Here is a 16,177-nt window from a genome sequence, read left to right on the forward strand (position 1 = left end):
TCCCATGGTGCAGGTGCACGGAACATGCGATGAGCGGTTCGGCGAGGTGCGCGACGCCCTCGCGGAGTCCTTGGCCAAGGACGACGTCGGTGCTTCGGTCGCGGTCGTGCACCGCGGCGAGCTCGTGGCCGACCTGTGGGGCGGGTACGCCGACGCCGGTCGGACCGTGGCCTGGGAAGAGAACACGATCACCAATGTCTGGTCGACGACCAAGACGATGATCGCCTTGTGCGCCTTGATCCTCGCGGATCGGGGCGAGCTCGACCTCGACGCGCCGCTCGTCCGGTACTGGCCGGAGTTCGGTGCCGCGGACGTGCGGGTGCGGCACGTGCTTTCGCACACCGCGGGACTTCCCGTCTGGGACACGCCGATCACGCTGGCCGATCTGGTCGATTCGCCCAAGGTCACCGCGCTGCTCGCCGCGCAGGAACCGCGCTGGACGCCCGGGGAAATCGGCTGCTATCACGCGGTGACGCAAGGGTTCCTGCTCGGCGAGGTCGTCCGCCGGATCACCGGGAGGACGATCGGGGCGTTCTTCGCCGCGGAAGTCGCCGGCCCGCTGGGCGCCGACTTCCACATCGGACTGCCCGACGACCTCCACGACCGGGTCGCGCCGTCGCTCGCCCCGCCCGGCGGGCTGACCGTGCCGCCGCCCACCGAACTCTTCGACGCCGCCCCCAATCCCCCGTTGGTGCCCGAGGACACGAACACCGCGGCGTGGCGGCGCGCGGAGATCCCCTCGGGGGCCGGCTACGGCAACGCCCGGTCGGTCGCGACTGTCCAGTCGGTCCTCACCTCCGGCGGTGCCGGGCTGCTGTCGCGGGCCGGGTGCGAGCGGGCCCTGGAGGAGCAGTACCACGGTCTCGACCACGGGCTGGGCGTCCAGATGCGGTACGGCATGGGCTACGGCATCAGCCGCCGCAACTGCTTCTGGGGCGGCATGGGCGGTTCCCTGGTGTTCAACGACTTCGACGCCGGCCTCACCGTCGCCTACGTGATGAACCAGATGCTCGACGCCATCACGGGCGACGGCCGCGGCATGACCATGGTGGCCGCGGCCTACGGCGGCCTGGGCTGAGGCGTCAGCCGATCCGGTAGAGCAGGCCGTCCCGGACGGCGAGCACGGCGAGGGGGCCGTTCGTGGCGCCCGCCGTCGCCTGCCAGGCCGTCGCGCCCGGTGCCGCGGCCTGGCCGGCGGTGAGCGGCAGGCCCGCGCTGCCGCCGCCGGTCACCGTCCCGGCCTGGTCGGTGACGAGGACGCAGTCCGGCTGCGGGCCGTCGAGGGCCACCCAGCCGGTGATGATCGCGCCGGGGTCGGTGGCCGGGGCATCGAGCGCTCCGCGCACCGGCCGGGCGGTGCCCAGGTCGACGTGACCGCCGAGTTCGGGACCGTGGCAGCCCAGGGTGAACGCGCTGCTGAACGGGTAGGCCCCCAGCGCGCGGGCCGCGGGGCCGGCGGCGCGCTGGATGTGCAGCGCCTCCAGCGCCGCCGGGGCGTCGACGCGCAGCGCGACGGCGGAGAGGGTGAGTGGCGCGTAACTGCGGCGCACGAGGTCGGCCTTGCCGCCGCCGATCGCGTGCGTCAGCAGCGCCAGGGTGACCAGGCCCGCGACGACGTAGCGGTGTGGCCACTGTGGACGGTGCAGGACGGCCGGCACGGTCAGCGCGATCGTCGCCAGCGCGGCGACCAGGACGTACCGGCTGATGAGCCCGACGTTGCCGCCGGGCACGTTCGCCGTCGTGCGGCCCAGCGCCAGCATCGCCGCCAGCGCGAAGGCGTAGAGCGCGAGGCCGGCCCAGCCTGCCTCCGACGGCGGCCGGGCGGTGACCGTCCGGTGCAGCAGCAGGCCGAGCAGGGCGATCGTGAGCCCGCCGGCGATGACCGCGACGCCGGCGACGTCGACCGACCACAGCCCGCCGACAGCCGCGGCGGCGACGGAGAGGCGTCCGTCGGGGTCGAAGGCGGCCGTCGCGCCCGACTGCGTCCCGGCGGGCTTGGTGAGCCACCACGCGCCGAGGACGACCAGGCCGGCCACCGCCGGGACGGCGACCCGGAGCCGGGATTCCCCGCGCAGCCAGGCGACGAAGGCGATCACGAACCAGATCGGCAGCGCGGCACCGAAGCACAGGCACCCGGCGACGGCGGCCGCGCACGCACCGGCCAGGCGGCCGCGGTGAGCGCACGCGACGGCGATCGCGCACGCCGTCACCGCGGGAACCCAGCTGATGCCGTTGGTGCCCTGCACCCAGAGTTCGGTGGCGTGGGAGGAGAACAGCAGCCACGAGACGGCGGCCGTCAGCGCGCCGCGGGCGGGGTGTTCGGGCAGCATCGTGCGCAGCGCGAGCACGGCGACCGCGAGCAGGGCGACCGTCAGGACGGTCAGGACCCGGTTGTCGCCGCCGAACCACGCCGCGTCGGCGTAGAAGAGCAGCGACGGCACGACGAACGGCTGGTCGAGGTGGTAGGTGAAGACCTGGCCGAGCAGCAGGTTCCCGGAGTCGTCGGTGATCTTGGCGAAGACGTGCCAGTAGTCGAGCAGCACGGGCATCCGCGGCGCACGCACGGCGGCCAGCAGCGCGAGCCCGGCGGGCAGCGCGGCGAAGAGCCACCACGCGAGGGCCGGCAGCCGCCCGGTCGCCCGCGCGGTGGCTTCCGGGATCGGCGTAGTGACGTCCGGTCCGAGGGCGTCGGCGAGCGCTGGCTGCGTCATGGGTCTCCTGCCGGGAACGGTGGGCGCCGCCGAATGGTAGCGGCGGCGCAGCTCAGCGTGGCCGGCCCGGCGCCCAGAGCCCGTCCGCGTCGCCCGCCTCCAGGCGGCCTCGGTACACGCCGATCTTGCGGTCGATCAGCTTCAGGTTCTCCTGCAGCTCCGCCAGCCTCGTCAGCACGTCCGCGCGGTGTTCCTCCAGCAGCGCCAGGCGTTCCGCCTCGTTGCCGTGGCCGGCCGCGACGAGGTCCGCGTAGCGGCGGATCATCTTGATCGGCATGCCCGTGGCGCGCAGCTTGGTGCAGATCTTGATCCAGTCGAGGTCCAGCTTCCGGTAGCGGCGCCGGCCGCCGCTGGTGCGGTCGACGTCGGTCACCACCAGGCCCGCTCGTTCGTAGTAGCGCAGCGTGTGCGCGCTGACCCCGGTGCGGCGGGCCGCGTCCGCGATGGTCAGCCCCTCCGCGGGGATCGGGTTGACTTCGAGCACGCTCTAAATCCTAGCGTCGAAGACATGAACGTTCCGACCACAAGCCGTCCCGGCCTCGTGCTCGCGATCTGCTGCGCCAGCATCGTCGTCGTGGTGATGGACATCTCCATCGTCACCGTCGCGCTGCCCTCGATCCGCCGTGACCTGGGCGCTTCCGTCTCCGGCCTGCAGTGGACCGTCGACGCCTACACGCTGGTGCTGGCCGCCTTCCTCGTGCTCGCCGGGTCCGCCGCCGACCGGTTCGGCCGCAAACGCGTCTTCCGGTGCGGGCTCGCCGTCTTCGGCATCGGGTCGCTGCTGTGCAGCCTCGCCCCCGGCATCGGCTGGCTGATCGCCGCCCGGGCGCTCCAGGCCGCCGGCGGCACCATGCTCAACCCGGTCGCGATGGCCATCGTCGCCACCACCTTCCCGGCGCCCGCCGAGCGCGCCCGCGCCATCGGCGTGTTCGGCTCGATGTCCGGCCTGGCGCTGGCGCTCGGGCCGATCCTCGGCGGCGCGCTCGTCGACGGCTTCGGCTGGCGGGCCGTGTTCTGGGTGAACGTGCCGATCATCGCCGCCGCGCTGGTCGCGACGACGGTGTTCGTGCCCGAGTCGCGCGCGCCGCGGGCCCGCCGCTTCGACCCGGTGGGGCAGCTCCTCGTGCTGCTGGTGCTCGGCAGCGTCGTCGCCGCCCTCATCGAGTCGCACCGGCTGGGCTGGACCTCGCCGTGGATCCTCGGCCTGCTCGCCCTGGCCGGGCTGGGTGTGCTGGGCCTGCTCGCCTACGAGCCGCGCCGCACCGATCCGCTGCTCGAACTGCGCCTGTTCCGCAGCCTGTCGTTCAGCGGGGCGATCGTCATGGCGCTGGTCGCGCTCTGCGGGTTCGGTGTCTTCCTCTTCGTGACGACGCAGTACCTCCAGGACGTCCGCGGCCTGACCCCGCTGACGGCGGGGCTGTGCGTGCTGCCGGTCGGCGTGCTCGTCCTGGTCCTGTCGCCGCGGACCGGGCGGTTCGTCGGCACGCGCGGGCCGCGCCGGCCGCTGGTCGTCTCCGGTGTCGCGCTCGCCGCGGGCGGCGCCGTCTCGGCGTGGCTCGCCCCGGCGACGCCGCTGCCCCTCGTGCTCGCGACCTTCCTGCTGTTCGGCGTGTTCCTCGGCACGGTGAACCCGCCGATCACCAACACCGCCGTCTCCGGGATGCCGGGGTCGATGGCCGGGGTGGCGGCGTCGCTGGCGTCGGCCGGACGGCAGACCGGCACGACACTGGGCGTCGCGCTGTCGGGCGCGGGACACGGCGTGTGGTGGCTGGTCGCCGGGCTCGGGGCCGCCCTGGTCGTCCTCGCGCTGCTCGGCACCGGACGCCGGGCGGCCGTGACGGCCGACCGGGCGGCGGCGCTGTTCGACGAGCTCAGCCTCCCGCGACCGACGGGATGATCTGGACCTCGGCGTCCGGGCGCAGCGCGGTCGCGGTGCCGCCGCGGTGGCGGCACTCCTCGCCGTCGACGTAGAAGTTGACGTACCGGCGCAGCCCGGCCTGTTCGTCGCGCAGCCGCCGCTCCAGTGCCGGGTACCGCTCGGCGAGCGCGTCGAGCAGGCCGCCCAGCGTGGCCGGCTCGGCGACCTCGACGGCCAGCCGGGACTCGCCGCCGGCCTTCTCCCGCAGCGTCCCGGGCAGCAGCACGGTGATCCGCACGGTTCACACCCTCGCGGCGCGGACGCTCAGCACGTCGGGCAGGTGGGCCGCGACCAGCTGCCAGCTGTCGCCGTCGTCGCGGCTGGCGTAGACGTCACCGGTCCGCGAACCGAAGTACACCCCGGCCGGGTCGGCGTCGTCGGTGCACATCGCGTCCCGCAGGACGCCGGCCCAGTAGCCGTCCGGCAACCCCGGTCCGAGTGCCTCCCACGACTTGCCGGCGTCCTCGCTGCGGTACACCCGGCACCGGCCGTCCGGCGGGAACCGCATCGCGTCGGCGACCAGCGGGAACGTGTAGATCACCTCGGGCCGGCCCGGGTGGACGACCATCGGGAAGCCGAAGTCGCTGGGCAGGCCCTCGGCGATGGACCGCCAGGACGCGCCGGCGTCGTCGCTGCGGTAGACGCCGTGGTGGACCTGCGCGAACAGGCGGTCCGGCTCGGCCGGGTGCCGGGCGACCTTGTGCACGCACTGGCCGTACTCGGGGTACGGGTCGGGCACGTGGACCGCCTTGATGCCGGTGTTGCTCGCCGCCCAGGACGCGCCGCCGTCCTCGGTGCGGTAGACGCCGCCGGTGGACATCGCCACGGTGACGCGGGCGGGGTCGGTGGGGTGCGGCAGGACGGTGTGGACGGCCTTGCCGCCGCCCCCGGGCGTCCAGTGCTCGCGGTGCGGGTGGTCCCACAGGCCGCGGACCAGCTCGTAGGTGCGGCCGCCGTCGGTGGAGCGGAACAGGGCGGAGGGTTCGGTGCCGGCGTAGACGACGTCCGGTTCGCTCGCCGGGCCCGGCACGAGCTGCCACGCCCTGGCCAGCGACTCGCCGGTGTCCGCCGGGAACGCGATCGGCGCGTGGTCGGGTTCGGCCCAGGTCGCGCCCAGGTCGTCGCTGGTGGCCACGCTCGGCCCGTAGTGCTCGCTGGTGACCCCGGCCAGCAGCCTCGGCGGTTCGCGGCGCGTGTCGATGCCGACCGCGTACACCTCGGTCATCGGGTGGTGCGGGCCGGTGACCTCCCAGGTGGCCCGGTCGTCCGTGCTGGTCGCCAGCCACAGGCCTTTGCGCGTTCCGATCGCGAGCAGGACGGACATCGGTCACCTCTCCGTGGTGATGCAGGTCACAGGTACTCTGCCGGAAAAATCGCCCCGGGGAAATGTCGAACGCCGGACCGGTGCGTTCGACGCGGGGGTGAAGGCCGGTCAGCGCGTCCGGGAACGCACCGGACCCCGGCCGACGAACACAGGGAGCACACCATGCGGTTTCTCATGATGCACCGGGTCGACGAGCACGACCCGAAGTCGTGGAACCCCAGCCAGGAGTTCATCGAGCAGATGGGCGGGTTCATCCAGGAGGCCGCCGAGAAGGGCATCCTCATCACGGCGGAGGGCGTCCACCCGACGGAGAAGGGCTCGCTGGTCCGCAAGCCGCGCGGCGCCGCGATCCGGGTGACCGACGGGCCCTTCGCCGAAGCCAAGGAGGTCATCGGCGGGTTCGCGCTGATCAACGCGGCGGACCGGGCGGAGGCCGTCGAGTTCGCCAAGCGGTACGTCGAGCTGTTCGACCAGGACATCGAGGTGGAGGTCCGCCAGGTCGTGGAGTTCGAGGACCTGCCGACGCAGGACTGACGAGCGCCGGTGGCGCTAGGGTGGCGGGACGAACGACTCTGGGGGGCGGATGTTCCTGGTCACCGGCGCCACCGGCAACGTCGGCCGTGAAGTGGTTTCGGCACTCGCCGCGGCGGGCGCACCGGTGCGGGCGCTGGTGCGCCGGCCGGACGTCACCCTGCCGGACGGGGTCGAGGCCGCGGTGGGTGACCTCAACGCGCCGAGCGAGCTGACGGACGCGCTGAAGGGCGTCGAAGGCGTCTTCCTGCTGTCCGGCTACGAGGACATGCCCGGCATGCTGGCCCGGGCCCGGGTGGCGGGCGTGCGGCGGATCGTGCTGCTGTCCGGCGGATCGGCGGCGCTGGAAGACCTGGACAACGCGGTCTCCCGCTACATGACGCTGTCCGAGCGCGCGGTGCGGGAATCGGGCCTGGACTGGACGTTCCTGCGGCCGCGCGCGTTCATGTCGAACGCCCTGCGCTGGCTGCCGCAGCTGCACGCCGGCGACACGGTCCGCGTGCAGTTCCCGGACGTCCCGGTGGCGTGCATCGACCCGGCCGACATCGCGGCGGTGGCGGCACTGGCACTGGCCGGCGGGCACGAAGAGCAGGTCCACGAGCTCACCGGGCCGGTGGCGATGCGGCCGGCCGAGCAGGTTTCGGTGCTGGGTTCGGTGCTGGGGCGGGACCTGGAGCCCGTCGGGCTGTCGAACGACGAGACGCGGGCGGAGCTCGAGGCGGCGATGCCGCGCGAGTACGTCGACGCGTTCTGGAACTTCTACGTCGACGGCACCTTGGACGAGGCGACGGTGCACCCGACGGTGCCGGAGCTGACCCGGAGGCCGGCCCGGACGTTCGGCGAGTGGGCCGTGGCCCACGCGGACGCCTTCCGCTGAGCCGGCCGGCCTGTCCAACGGGCCGGCCGCCGTTCGTAGTGGTGGCGTACGGCAACCGAGCCACTGGAGGAACCGTGAAGTACCTGATGCTGATCAACGCCGCTCTCGACGCCGACGGCGCGCCCACCGGCTGCAGCACGCCCGAGGACTGGATGCTGTTCGACAAGTCCCTCAAGGAAGCCGGGGTCTACGTCGGTGGCGACTCGGTCGCCGACTTCACCACGGCCGCCGCGGTCCGGGTCGACGAGCGCGGCGAGCGGATCGTCACCGACGGCCCGTTCGCCGAGTCCCGGGAGGTGCTCGGCGGCTACTTCGTCGTCGACGTGCCGGATCTCGACGTCGCGCTCGACTGGGCGGCGCGCTGCCCGGGCTCCCGCGACGGCGGCTCGATCGTGGTGCGGCCGCTCGCCGGCTACCAGGGCTGACGGCGGTGGCGGAGCGGGCGGCCGCCGGGGTGACGCTCGAGGCGGTGTTCCGGGAGGAGCGCGGGCTGCTGCTGGCCGCGCTCGTCCGCCGGTTCGGCGACCTCGACCTGGCCGAGGAGGTGACGTCGGAGGCGATCGAGGCGGCGCTGGTGCACTGGCCGGCCGAGGGCGTGCCGCCGAAGCCGGGCGCCTGGCTGATGACGACGGCCCGGCGCAAGGCCGTCGACCGGCTGCGCCGCGACCAGGCCTACGCGGCCCGGCTGGCGGTGCTGCAGGTCGAGGCCGAACGCGCGGCGCCCGCCCCGCTCGCCGACGACGGCGGCCTGCCCGACGAGCGGCTCCAGCTGTTCTTCACCTGCGCCCACCCGGCGCTGCCCGCCGAGGACCGCACGGCGCTGACGTTGCGCTGCCTCGCCGGGCTCACGACGCCGGAGGTGGCACGGGCGTTCCTGGTGGAGAGCGCGACCATGGGCAAGCGGATCGTGCGCGCGAAGAACCGGATCCGCACGCTGCGGATCCCGTTCCGCGTGCCGGACGCTTCCGAACTGCCCGGCCGGTTGCCGGGCGTGCTGCAGGTCGTGTACTCGATCTTCACCGAGGGCTACGCGGCGAGTTCGGGCCCGGACCTGCAGCGGCTCGACCTGGCGGAGGAGGCGATCCGCCTGGCCCGCATCCTGCGCCGGCTGCTGCCGGCCGAGCGCGAGGTGGCGGGTCTGCTGGCGCTGATGCTGCTGATCCACGCCCGCCGGGACGCCCGGACGGGCCCGGAGGGCGACCTGGTGCTGCTCGACGACCAGGACCGCGCTCGCTGGGACCGGGCGATGATCGCCGAAGGGGCGGCGCTGGTGGTCTTCGCGCTGACGGGAGGGCCACCGGGGCTGTACGGCGTCCAGGCGGCGATCGCGGCCCTGCACGACGAGGCCGAGGACGTGGCGGGAACGGACTGGCCGCAGATCGTGGGGTTGTACGACGTGTTGCGGGGGCTGGCGCCCTCGCCGGTGGTGGAGCTGAACCGCGCGGTGGCGGTGGCCATGCGCGACGGCCCGGCGGCGGGGCTGGAGCTGCTGGACGGGCTGGCGGCCGAGCCTCGGCTGCGCGGCTACAGCCCGTTCCCGGCGGCGCGCGGCGACTTGCTGAGCCGGCTGGGCCGTCGCGAGGAAGCGGCGGCGGCGTACCGGGAGGCGCTGGAGCTGGCGGGCACCGAGCCGGAGCGGGCGCACCTGCGGGGGCGGCTGGCCGGAGAGGGGTGAGGTGGGGTTGGTCTCCGGCCGGGGAGGGGCGGGGTGGTGTTGGGCTCTGGCCGGGGAGGGGTGAGGTGGTGTTGGCTTCTGGCCGGGGAGGGGCGGGGCGGTGTTGGCCTCCGGCCGGGAAGGGGTGAGGTGGTGTTGGGCTCCGGCCGGGGAGCGGTGAGGTGGTGTTGGGCTCCGGTCGGGAAGGGGCGGGGTGGTGTTGGTCTCCGGCCGACGTGGGTGAGGCGGCGTTGGCCTCCGGCCCCCGGTGACCATTTTACCGCCGGCCACCGACAGTTCCGGCGGAAAGCGCTCGAGCCGGCGGGAACGACCCACATTTGCCCGGTCGGAAACGAAGGTGGGTATCAGCGCAGCCGGCCGCCGGAAACCGTCGGTGGTCGCCGGTAAGCTGGATGCCGGGGGCCGGAGGCCTACCCCGCCCGCAACGCCGCCACGGCCGGCGCGAACATCGTCGCCTTGATCGCGCCCAGTGTTCCCCGGTCCTTCCCCGCCAGCTCGCGGACCCGCTCCGAAGCCACCTTCACCACCTCGCCCTCGGCCGCGACCTCGTCCACCAGCCCGATCTCCGCGGCCTCCGGGCCGCCGAACCGCCGCCCCGTCGTCATCGACGCGATCGCCGCCGACGGGGTCAGCTTCCCCTGGATCAGCGCCGCCATCCCCGGGGTGAACGGGATGTTGATGTCCGCCTCCGGGAAGCAGAAATAGCCCCGGTCCGCGCGCATCACGCGGAAGTCGTGGGCCATCGCCAGCATCGCGCCCGCGCCGAACGCGTGGCCGTTGACCGCCGCGATCGTCGGGACCGGCAGCGTCAGCACCCTCGCGAACAGCTCCTGCACCTCCGCCACGTACGCGGACGCCTGGTCGCCGTGGGCCGTCAGCCATTCGAGGTCGAGGCCGTTCGAATAGAACTTGCCGCTCCCGGTGGTGACCAGCGCGCCCTCCACACCGTCCAAAAAGGAATGGACGCGCTGCAGCCAGTCCGGGGAGAAGCGGTTCTCGTCCGAACCCAGGTCGAGCACGGAAACGGTCACGGTCGGTCCTTTTCTCGAGGGGGCACGGTCAGCACCGCCCGCACCGCGGCGGCCAGCCTGTCCCGCACCAGGGGATCGGTGATGTCCCGCCGGAAGAACGCCGTCGGCAGGTCGACCACGCACGTCGTGATCACCTCGACCGCCAGGCCGTCGCCGCGGTCCCACAGCTGCCGGGCGAGCCGGACCAGCAAGGCGACCAGGCGCTTGTCCACCGCGTGCAGGGCGTCCGCCAGCTCGTCGGGCAGTTCGGGCCCGAAGAGCCGGTCGCCGCGCACCTTCAGCAGCATCCGCGCGCCGTCGGGACGCAGGGTGGCGAACACCGCGGGCGTGTCGGCGGCCGCGACGACGGCTTCGACCGGCGAGGCAGCCTCGTCCACGAGCGAGGTCTGGAGGTCGAGGAACGCTGTTGCCGCGCGGAGCCAAACCCGGGCCAGCAGCGCGCTGAGTGACCCGAAAGCGTGGTAGATCGTCCCGTTCGGGACGCCCGCGGCCGCGGCCAGGCTGCGCACCGTCACGTCGGCCGAGGAGGCGACGAGCCGCTCGGCGACGTCGAGGAGCGCGTCGAGGTCGTGGACGCGGGGGCGGGGCATGCCGTGACCATAACAGAGCAGGTGCTCCAAAACCAGGGCGGTAAGCTGCCGCCGTGGAGATCTGGATCAACCCGGCGTGCTCGAAGTGCCGGTCCGCGGTGTCGATGCTGGACGAAGCCGGCGCGGAGTACACCGTGCGCCGCTACCTCGAGGACCCGCCGACGGCGGCCGAGCTCGAAGCCGTCCTGAAGCGCCTCGGCCTCGAGCCGTGGGACATCACGCGCACCGCCGAGCCCGTCGCGAAGGAACTCGGCATCAAGACCTGGGGCCGCACCCCGGAGGAGCGGTCCCGCTGGATCGACGCGCTCGCGGAGTACCCGAAGCTGATCCAGCGGCCGATCATCACGGCCGACGACGGCACGGCGGTCGTCGCCCGCGACCCCGAGACCGTGCGGTCGGTCCTTTAGGGAATCGCGTCGGTCGTCGACAGGAGCGGGACGTCCAGTGCCACCGTTTCCGGGTACTTGATCCCGGCGCCGGTGTTGAGCACGACGACGTCTTCGCCGCCTTCGAGCCACCCGGACTCGCGAAGGTGCCTCAGCGCGGCGAAGCAGGCTCCGCCTTCCGGACAGACGAAGGTGCCCTCGTAAGAGGCCAATTCGCGTTGTGCCGCAAGCAGTTCGTCGTCGGTGACGGCGACCGCGGTGCCGCCGGTCGCGTACACCGCGTCGAGCACGAGGAAGTCGCCCAGCGCCTTGGGCACGGTGATGCCGAAGGCGACCGTCCGCGCGTCCGGGAACGGGGTGCTTTCCCGTTCACCGCGCGAAAACGCCGTGACGATCGGCGCGCACCCGGTCGCCTGGACGGCGACGAGCCGGGGCAGCGGGCCGGAAACCCAGCCCAGCTCCCGCATCTCCAGCAGCGCCTTGTGGATCCCGATGATGCCGACACCGCCGCCGGTGGGGTAGAGGATGACGTCGGGCAGCCGCCAGCCGAACTGCTCGGCGATCTCGTACCCCATCGTCTTCTTGCCCTCGATGCGATACGGCTCCTTCAGCGTCGAGACGTCCTGAACTCCCGAACGCCGCGAAACCGCCTCGGCGACGAGCTTGCCCGCGTCCCCGATGAGACCGTCCACCCGGTACAGCTCGGCCCCGGCGGCAACGCACTCGCGCATGGTGATCGCCGGGGCGTCGTCGGGCATCGCGACCAGGCTCGACAGCCCCGCGCGCGCCGCATACAACGCCCAGGCCGCGCCGGCGTTGCCGTTCGTCGGCATCGCGATCCCGCGCACGCCCAGCTCGGCCGCCCGCGAGACGCCGACCGCGGCGCCGCGCGCCTTGAAGGTGCCGGTCGGGACCAGGCCTTCGTCCTTCATCCACAGGCGCGAGAGCCCCAGCTCCCGGCCGTAGCGCGGCAGCCGCAGCAACGGCGTCATGCCCTCGCCGAGGCTGACGACATGCTCGGCCGAGCGCACGGGCAGCACCTCGTGGTACCGCCACAGCGTCGGCTCCCGCCCGGCGATCTCCTTCGGCGTCACGGCCTCGCGGACGCCGTCGAGGTCGTAGCGCGCCAGCAGCGGCGCGCCGGCCGGGGACAGGCCCTGGACCACGTCGGCGTCCACGCGGTCGCCGGTTCGCGAGCACTCGAGATGGCTGAGGAACGAGTACGGCACAACGCCGATCCTAGGTCCTAAAGTGAGCACATGGACGCGCTGCGGGTGTGCCCGTACGTCTTCGCCGGGGTGACGCTCGGCACCTGGCTGGCGTCGGTGCTGACCAGGGAGTACTCCTGGGTCGACCGGATCTGGTCGATCGTGCCGGTGGCCTACGCCGGGATCTTCGCGGGCGCCGCCGGGTTCGCCGACGCGCGGCTCGACGTGATGTTCGCGCTGGTCGCGCTGTGGGGTGCCCGGCTGACGTTCAACTTCGCCCGCAAGGGCGGCTACGCACCCGGCGGCGAGGACTACCGGTGGGCGGTGCTGCGCGAGCGGATGGCGCCGTGGCAGTTCCAGCTGTTCAACTTCTTCTTCATCTCGCTGTACCAGAACGTGATCCTGCTGCTGATCACGCTCCCGGCGCTGACCGCACTGGAGCACCCCGGCGGCTTCGGGGCCGCGGACGTCGTTGTCGCGTTGGTGTTCGCCGGCTTCCTGGTCGGGGAGACGGTCGCCGACCAGCAGCAGTGGGTGTTCCACCGCGAGAAGCACGCGGGCCGGGCGCCGACGCGGTTCCTGCAGACCGGGCTGTTCCGCTACTCGCGGCACCCGAACTTCTTCTTCGAGCAGGCGCAGTGGTGGGCGATCGCCGCGTTCGGCGTGGTGGCCGGCGGTCTGCAGTGGACGGTCGTCGGCGCGGTGCTGCTGACGCTGCTGTTCGTCGGCTCGACGCGGTTCACCGAGAGCATCACGAAGTCCCGGTACCCGGAGTACGCGGACTACCAGCGGCGAACGTCGGCGGTGGTTCCGTGGCCGGCCCGCGGATGACGGTCGTCGCCGCGCTGCAGATCGCCACCGGTGTCGCCATTACGGTGGACGAACGACCCCGGGACGGCGTCACCTTCCTGCGATGACGCCGTCCCGCGCGGCCTCACACCGCCAAGCGGCCTCCGTCCACCGGCAGCACCGCGCCTTGGACGAAGCTGGCGTCGCCCGCGGCGAGGAACGCGATCGCCGCCGCGATCTCCTCCGGTGACGCCACGCGGCCGGCCGGGCCCGCCGCGGCCAGCTCGTCCAGGCCGTCGCCGAAGACCGCGGTGCCTTCCGTGCGGGTCGGGCCGGGGCTGACCGCGTTGACGCGGACGCCGGACGGGCCGAACTCCGCCGCCCAGGCCTTCGTCATCAGCTCGACCGCCGCCTTCGAGGCCCCGTACACCGCCATGCCCGCCATGCCGCGCAGCGCGACCATCGTGGACACGTTCACGATCGCGCCGTGGCCGCGGGCCGCCATTTCCGGGCCCAACGCGGCGACCAGGAAGAACGGCACCTTCACGTTCGTCGCGAAGACCGTGTCGAAATCCGCCTCGGCGAACGACGCGGTCGGGCCGGTCGGGAAGATCCCGGCGTTGTTGACCAGCACGTCGATCGGCCCGCCCAGCTCCCGCGCCCGGTCCGCGAGGGCCCGCGCCGACGCGGCGTCCGTCAGGTTCGCCGCGACGAAGTCGGCCTTGCCGCCCGCCGCGCGGATCGTCGAGACGACGTCGGCACCGCGCCCGGCGTCCCGGCCGGACAGCACCACGTGCGCGCCGAGCCCGGCCAGCGCGATCGCCGTCGCCCGGCCGATCCCGCTCGTCCCGCCGGTCACCAGCGCCGTCGACCCGGACAGTTCTGCAGTCATCGCTCAAACTCCTTCGTGTTTCTCGGTCGAAGGGTTCAAGCGAGACCGCCCGGAAGGACTTCCGGATGTGGGTTCGGCCCTCCTTATGCCTCCGATCCGGTTCGCTGATGGTCTTCCAGCGCCGCGACGAACTCGGCGACGTCCCGCCGTCGTGACGTCGCCGGCCACACGGCCCAGGTCCGCCGGACGATCGGGTTTCCGGCCAGCGGCACCCAGCGGACGGTGTCCGGCAGCGGGTACGGCCACTCCGGCGGCGCGAACGCGTACGCCGCGCCCGCGCTGACCGCCGGGATCTTGAGCTCGACGATCAGCCGCTGCTCTTCCGGCACGTCCGGGCCGACGTCGAGGCCGTGGCTGCGCAGGATCGCGGCCAGCTCGTCGTACCAGGCCGGGCTGCCCGCCCGCGGGAAGGCGAACCACTCCAGCCCGGCCAGCTTCTCCAGCCGGACCGGCGAGCCCAGTTTCTCCGCCACGTCCGCGGCCAGCAGGACACCGACGTCCTCGGTCACGACGAGCGCCGCGTCCAGGTCCGGCCCCGCCGGGCGTTCGCGCACCAGCCCGACGTCCAGCTCGCCCGCCCGCAGCGCGGCCACCTGCGCCACCGACGACAGGTGGCGCGCCTGCACCCGCGTGTCCGGCAGCCGCGCGAGCGCCGAGGGCAGCAGGTCCGGCGGCAGCTCCAGGGGGATGCCGACGCGCAGCACGCCGCCGCCGTCCGCGGTGTGCCGGGCCATCGCGGCGACGGCTTGGTCGTGCCGCGCCAGCACCGCGCGGGCCTCGGCGAGCAGCGTCGTCCCGGCGTCGGTGACCTGGACGCCGGTGCTGGTGCGCACCAGCAGCCGGACGCCGAGCCGCCGCTCCAGGGCCGTGATCGTCTGGGACAGCGCCGGCTGGCTGAGGTGCAGCTGCCGCGCCGCTTTCGACATCGCGCCCGCCTCGACGACCGCGACGAACGCCTTCAGTTCCCGGATCTCCATCAGCGGCCCCACCGGATCGGCAGCGACTTGAGGCCGTTCTGGAAGTTGGACCGCAGCCGCACCGGCTCGCCCGCGAGCTCCACGAAGCCGAGCCGGTCGAGCACCGCCTCGAACATCGCCCGCATCTGCACCCGGGCGAGGTGCGCGCCGAGGCAGAAGTGCGGGCCGTGGCCGAAGGTCAGGTGGTCGTTCGGCGTCCGGCCGATGTCGAAGGTGTCCGGGTCGGGGAACACCGAGGGATCCCGGTTGGCCGAAGAGAACCAGACCACCACCTTCTCCCCGGCCCGGATGTCCACATCGGACAATCGGACGTCGGAAACGGCGGTGCGCCGGAAGTGCATCACCGGCGTCCAGAACCGCAGCATCTCCTCGACCGCGGTGGGCAGCAGCGACCGGTCTTCCAGCAGCCGCCGGTATTCCGCGGGGTGGGAGAGCAGCGCGAGCAGCCCGCCGGGCAGGCCGTTGCGGAGGGTTTCGTTGCCCGCCACGGAAAACAGCCAGAACAGGTTCTCGAACTCGGCGAGCGAGACGCCGTCTTCGCCGACGTGCCGCATCAGGTTGCTCATCACGTCTTCGCCCGGGTGCTCGCGCTTGTACTCGCCCAGGGCGTTCGCGTACGCGTAGAGATCCGGCATGCCCGCGCGCGTCCGCGGGTCCGGCATCGACCCGTCCGGCCCCGGCGCCGGGCGGACGGCCAGCGCGGCCCGGGCGAGGTCGCTCACCTCGGCCGCGGAAACCGTCGCGCTCACCGCGTACTCGGCGTCCTGGTAGCCGATCACCCGGTTGCTCCAGTCGTACATCAGCCGCCGGTCCTGTTCCGGCACGCCGAACACCCCGGCCAGGGTGCGCAGCGGCAGGTCGGCGGCCACCTGCGCGAAGTCGCACTCGCCGCGGTCGGCGACCGCGTCGACGAGCTCCCGCGCCCAGCTCTCGATCTGCGAAGTCAGCTTCGCGATCGCTCGCGGGGTGAACGCCTTCGTGAGCAGCCCGCGCAGCCTGCCGTGCTCCGGCGGGTCCATGTTCAGCATCATCCGGCGCACGTAGGCGAGATCCGCCGCGTCCCGGATCTGCGTCCCGCCCAGCTGCGAGGAGAACACCGCGGGGTCGCGCAGCACCCTCCGGACCTCGGCATGGCCCAGGACCGCCCAGAAATCGTCGACGCGCACCACCGGGCCGGCGCGCCGCAGCCGCGCCAGCTCGTCGTACGGGACCCCTCGCACGTAGGTCTCCGGATCGGTGATCGCCACGGGCCGACCCTAGCCGCGCCC

At 73.3% G+C, this 16,177-nt stretch carries 18 protein-coding genes; 8 read left to right on the top strand and 10 right to left on the bottom strand.

Translation table 11 applies throughout. The features are described 5' to 3' along the window. Window positions 1-4 precede the first annotated feature (4 nt). Window positions 5-1,078, top strand: coding sequence for a serine hydrolase domain-containing protein (locus tag ACWEGE_RS27810; RefSeq protein WP_449663388.1), 1,074 nt, complete (start codon window positions 5-7; stop codon window positions 1,076-1,078). A gap of 4 nt (window positions 1,079-1,082) precedes the next feature. On the opposite strand, the gene ACWEGE_RS27815 is transcribed toward ACWEGE_RS27810, so the two are convergent. After that, complete coding sequence (locus ACWEGE_RS27815) at window positions 1,083-2,711, bottom strand: DUF2079 domain-containing protein (protein WP_449663389.1); 1,629 nt, start codon at window positions 2,709-2,711, stop codon at window positions 1,083-1,085. A gap of 52 nt (window positions 2,712-2,763) precedes the next feature. Continuing rightward, entirely contained in the window at window positions 2,764-3,195 is a 432-nt protein-coding gene (locus tag ACWEGE_RS27820) for a MerR family transcriptional regulator (RefSeq protein WP_449663390.1), read from the bottom strand. A 24-nt stretch (window positions 3,196-3,219) separates the two neighbouring features. On the opposite strand from ACWEGE_RS27820, the gene ACWEGE_RS27825 reads away from it, so the two are divergent. Continuing rightward, the gene (locus tag ACWEGE_RS27825) at window positions 3,220-4,608 is read left to right on the top strand and encodes an MFS transporter (protein ID WP_449663391.1); all 1,389 of its coding nucleotides are present in this window, start codon (window positions 3,220-3,222) and stop codon (window positions 4,606-4,608) included. Here the strand turns inward: ACWEGE_RS27825 and ACWEGE_RS27830 are convergent. Both ACWEGE_RS27830 and ACWEGE_RS27835 read right to left on the bottom strand, forming a co-directional pair. Continuing rightward, window positions 4,583-4,867 (bottom strand): ubiquitin-like small modifier protein 1, encoded by a 285-nt coding sequence (locus ACWEGE_RS27830; RefSeq protein ID WP_449663392.1) that lies wholly within the window; start codon window positions 4,865-4,867, stop codon window positions 4,583-4,585. The two genes, ACWEGE_RS27825 and ACWEGE_RS27830, sit on opposite strands and share 26 nt — an antisense overlap. A gap of 3 nt (window positions 4,868-4,870) precedes the next feature. Beyond that, on the bottom strand, window positions 4,871-5,953 hold the full coding sequence (locus ACWEGE_RS27835; RefSeq protein ID WP_449663393.1) for a WD40/YVTN/BNR-like repeat-containing protein: 1,083 nt from the start codon (window positions 5,951-5,953) through the stop codon (window positions 4,871-4,873). 162 nt (window positions 5,954-6,115) lie between these two features. Here ACWEGE_RS27835 and ACWEGE_RS27840 point away from each other — a divergent pair, with 162 nt between their 5' ends. The 4 genes from ACWEGE_RS27840 (at window position 6,116) to ACWEGE_RS27855 (ending at window position 9,036) form a co-directional block, all read left to right on the top strand. After that, complete coding sequence (locus ACWEGE_RS27840) at window positions 6,116-6,487, top strand: YciI family protein (RefSeq protein ID WP_449663394.1); 372 nt, start codon at window positions 6,116-6,118, stop codon at window positions 6,485-6,487. A 49-nt stretch (window positions 6,488-6,536) separates the two neighbouring features. Further along, entirely contained in the window at window positions 6,537-7,361 is an 825-nt protein-coding gene (locus ACWEGE_RS27845) for an NAD(P)H-binding protein (RefSeq protein ID WP_449663395.1), read from the top strand. 74 nt (window positions 7,362-7,435) lie between these two features. Next, window positions 7,436-7,786, top strand: coding sequence for a YciI family protein (locus ACWEGE_RS27850; RefSeq protein WP_449663396.1), 351 nt, complete (start codon window positions 7,436-7,438; stop codon window positions 7,784-7,786). 5 nt (window positions 7,787-7,791) lie between these two features. After that, on the top strand, window positions 7,792-9,036 hold the full coding sequence (locus ACWEGE_RS27855; protein ID WP_449663397.1) for an RNA polymerase sigma factor: 1,245 nt from the start codon (window positions 7,792-7,794) through the stop codon (window positions 9,034-9,036). Between the two features lie 410 nt (window positions 9,037-9,446). Here ACWEGE_RS27855 and ACWEGE_RS27860 read toward each other — a convergent pair whose 3' ends face one another. Next, window positions 9,447-10,067 (bottom strand): enoyl-CoA hydratase/isomerase family protein, encoded by a 621-nt coding sequence (locus tag ACWEGE_RS27860; RefSeq protein WP_449663398.1) that lies wholly within the window; start codon window positions 10,065-10,067, stop codon window positions 9,447-9,449. Further along, window positions 10,064-10,657 carry a TetR/AcrR family transcriptional regulator gene (locus ACWEGE_RS27865; RefSeq protein WP_449663399.1) on the bottom strand — a complete coding sequence of 198 codons (594 nt, stop codon included), beginning with the start codon at window positions 10,655-10,657 and terminating at the stop codon, window positions 10,064-10,066. Before ACWEGE_RS27865 ends, ACWEGE_RS27860 begins: the two co-directional genes overlap by 4 nt. A 53-nt stretch (window positions 10,658-10,710) precedes the next feature. Between ACWEGE_RS27865 and ACWEGE_RS27870 the strand changes: the two genes are divergently transcribed. Continuing rightward, the gene (locus tag ACWEGE_RS27870; RefSeq protein ID WP_449663400.1) at window positions 10,711-11,064 is read left to right on the top strand and encodes an arsenate reductase family protein; all 354 of its coding nucleotides are present in this window, start codon (window positions 10,711-10,713) and stop codon (window positions 11,062-11,064) included. Here the strand turns inward: ACWEGE_RS27870 and ACWEGE_RS27875 are convergent. Further along, window positions 11,061-12,272 carry a threonine synthase gene (locus ACWEGE_RS27875; protein ID WP_449663401.1) on the bottom strand — a complete coding sequence of 404 codons (1,212 nt, stop codon included), beginning with the start codon at window positions 12,270-12,272 and terminating at the stop codon, window positions 11,061-11,063. The genes ACWEGE_RS27870 and ACWEGE_RS27875 overlap by 4 nt on opposite strands. Window positions 12,273-12,302: 30 nt before the next feature. On the opposite strand from ACWEGE_RS27875, the gene ACWEGE_RS27880 reads away from it, so the two are divergent. Next, window positions 12,303-13,082, top strand: a complete 780-nt coding sequence (locus tag ACWEGE_RS27880; RefSeq protein ID WP_449663402.1) for a DUF1295 domain-containing protein — start codon at window positions 12,303-12,305, stop codon at window positions 13,080-13,082. Window positions 13,083-13,185: 103 nt separating this feature from the next. Here the strand turns inward: ACWEGE_RS27880 and ACWEGE_RS27885 are convergent, their stop codons facing one another. The 3 genes from ACWEGE_RS27885 to ACWEGE_RS27895 all read right to left on the bottom strand — a co-directional run bounded on the left by ACWEGE_RS27885 (window position 13,186) and on the right by ACWEGE_RS27895 (window position 16,156). Further along, window positions 13,186-13,932 (bottom strand): SDR family NAD(P)-dependent oxidoreductase, encoded by a 747-nt coding sequence (locus tag ACWEGE_RS27885; protein ID WP_449663403.1) that lies wholly within the window; start codon window positions 13,930-13,932, stop codon window positions 13,186-13,188. An 83-nt stretch (window positions 13,933-14,015) separates the two neighbouring features. Next, on the bottom strand, window positions 14,016-14,909 hold the full coding sequence (locus ACWEGE_RS27890) for a LysR family transcriptional regulator (RefSeq protein WP_449663404.1): 894 nt from the start codon (window positions 14,907-14,909) through the stop codon (window positions 14,016-14,018). Further along, complete coding sequence (locus ACWEGE_RS27895) at window positions 14,909-16,156, bottom strand: cytochrome P450 (protein WP_449663405.1); 1,248 nt, start codon at window positions 16,154-16,156, stop codon at window positions 14,909-14,911. The genes ACWEGE_RS27890 and ACWEGE_RS27895 overlap by 1 nt, the downstream gene beginning before the upstream one ends. Window positions 16,157-16,177: the final 21 nt, after the last annotated feature.

This window comes from Amycolatopsis sp. NPDC004747 (assembly GCF_053601335.1).

Coding starts and splice junctions, on each gene's coding strand:
- ACWEGE_RS27810 (WP_449663388.1), top strand. CDS start 5: ATGGTGCAGGTGCACGGAACATGCGATGAGCGGTTCGGCGAGGTGCGC.
- ACWEGE_RS27815 (WP_449663389.1), bottom strand. CDS start 2,711: ATGACGCAGCCAGCGCTCGCCGACGCCCTCGGACCGGACGTCACTACG.
- ACWEGE_RS27825 (WP_449663391.1), top strand. CDS start 3,220: ATGAACGTTCCGACCACAAGCCGTCCCGGCCTCGTGCTCGCGATCTGC.
- ACWEGE_RS27835 (WP_449663393.1), bottom strand. CDS start 5,953: ATGTCCGTCCTGCTCGCGATCGGAACGCGCAAAGGCCTGTGGCTGGCG.
- ACWEGE_RS27840 (WP_449663394.1), top strand. CDS start 6,116: ATGCGGTTTCTCATGATGCACCGGGTCGACGAGCACGACCCGAAGTCG.
- ACWEGE_RS27845 (WP_449663395.1), top strand. CDS start 6,537: ATGTTCCTGGTCACCGGCGCCACCGGCAACGTCGGCCGTGAAGTGGTT.
- ACWEGE_RS27865 (WP_449663399.1), bottom strand. CDS start 10,657: ATGCCCCGCCCCCGCGTCCACGACCTCGACGCGCTCCTCGACGTCGCC.
- ACWEGE_RS27880 (WP_449663402.1), top strand. CDS start 12,303: ATGGACGCGCTGCGGGTGTGCCCGTACGTCTTCGCCGGGGTGACGCTC.
- ACWEGE_RS27885 (WP_449663403.1), bottom strand. CDS start 13,932: ATGACTGCAGAACTGTCCGGGTCGACGGCGCTGGTGACCGGCGGGACG.
- ACWEGE_RS27890 (WP_449663404.1), bottom strand. CDS start 14,909: ATGGAGATCCGGGAACTGAAGGCGTTCGTCGCGGTCGTCGAGGCGGGC.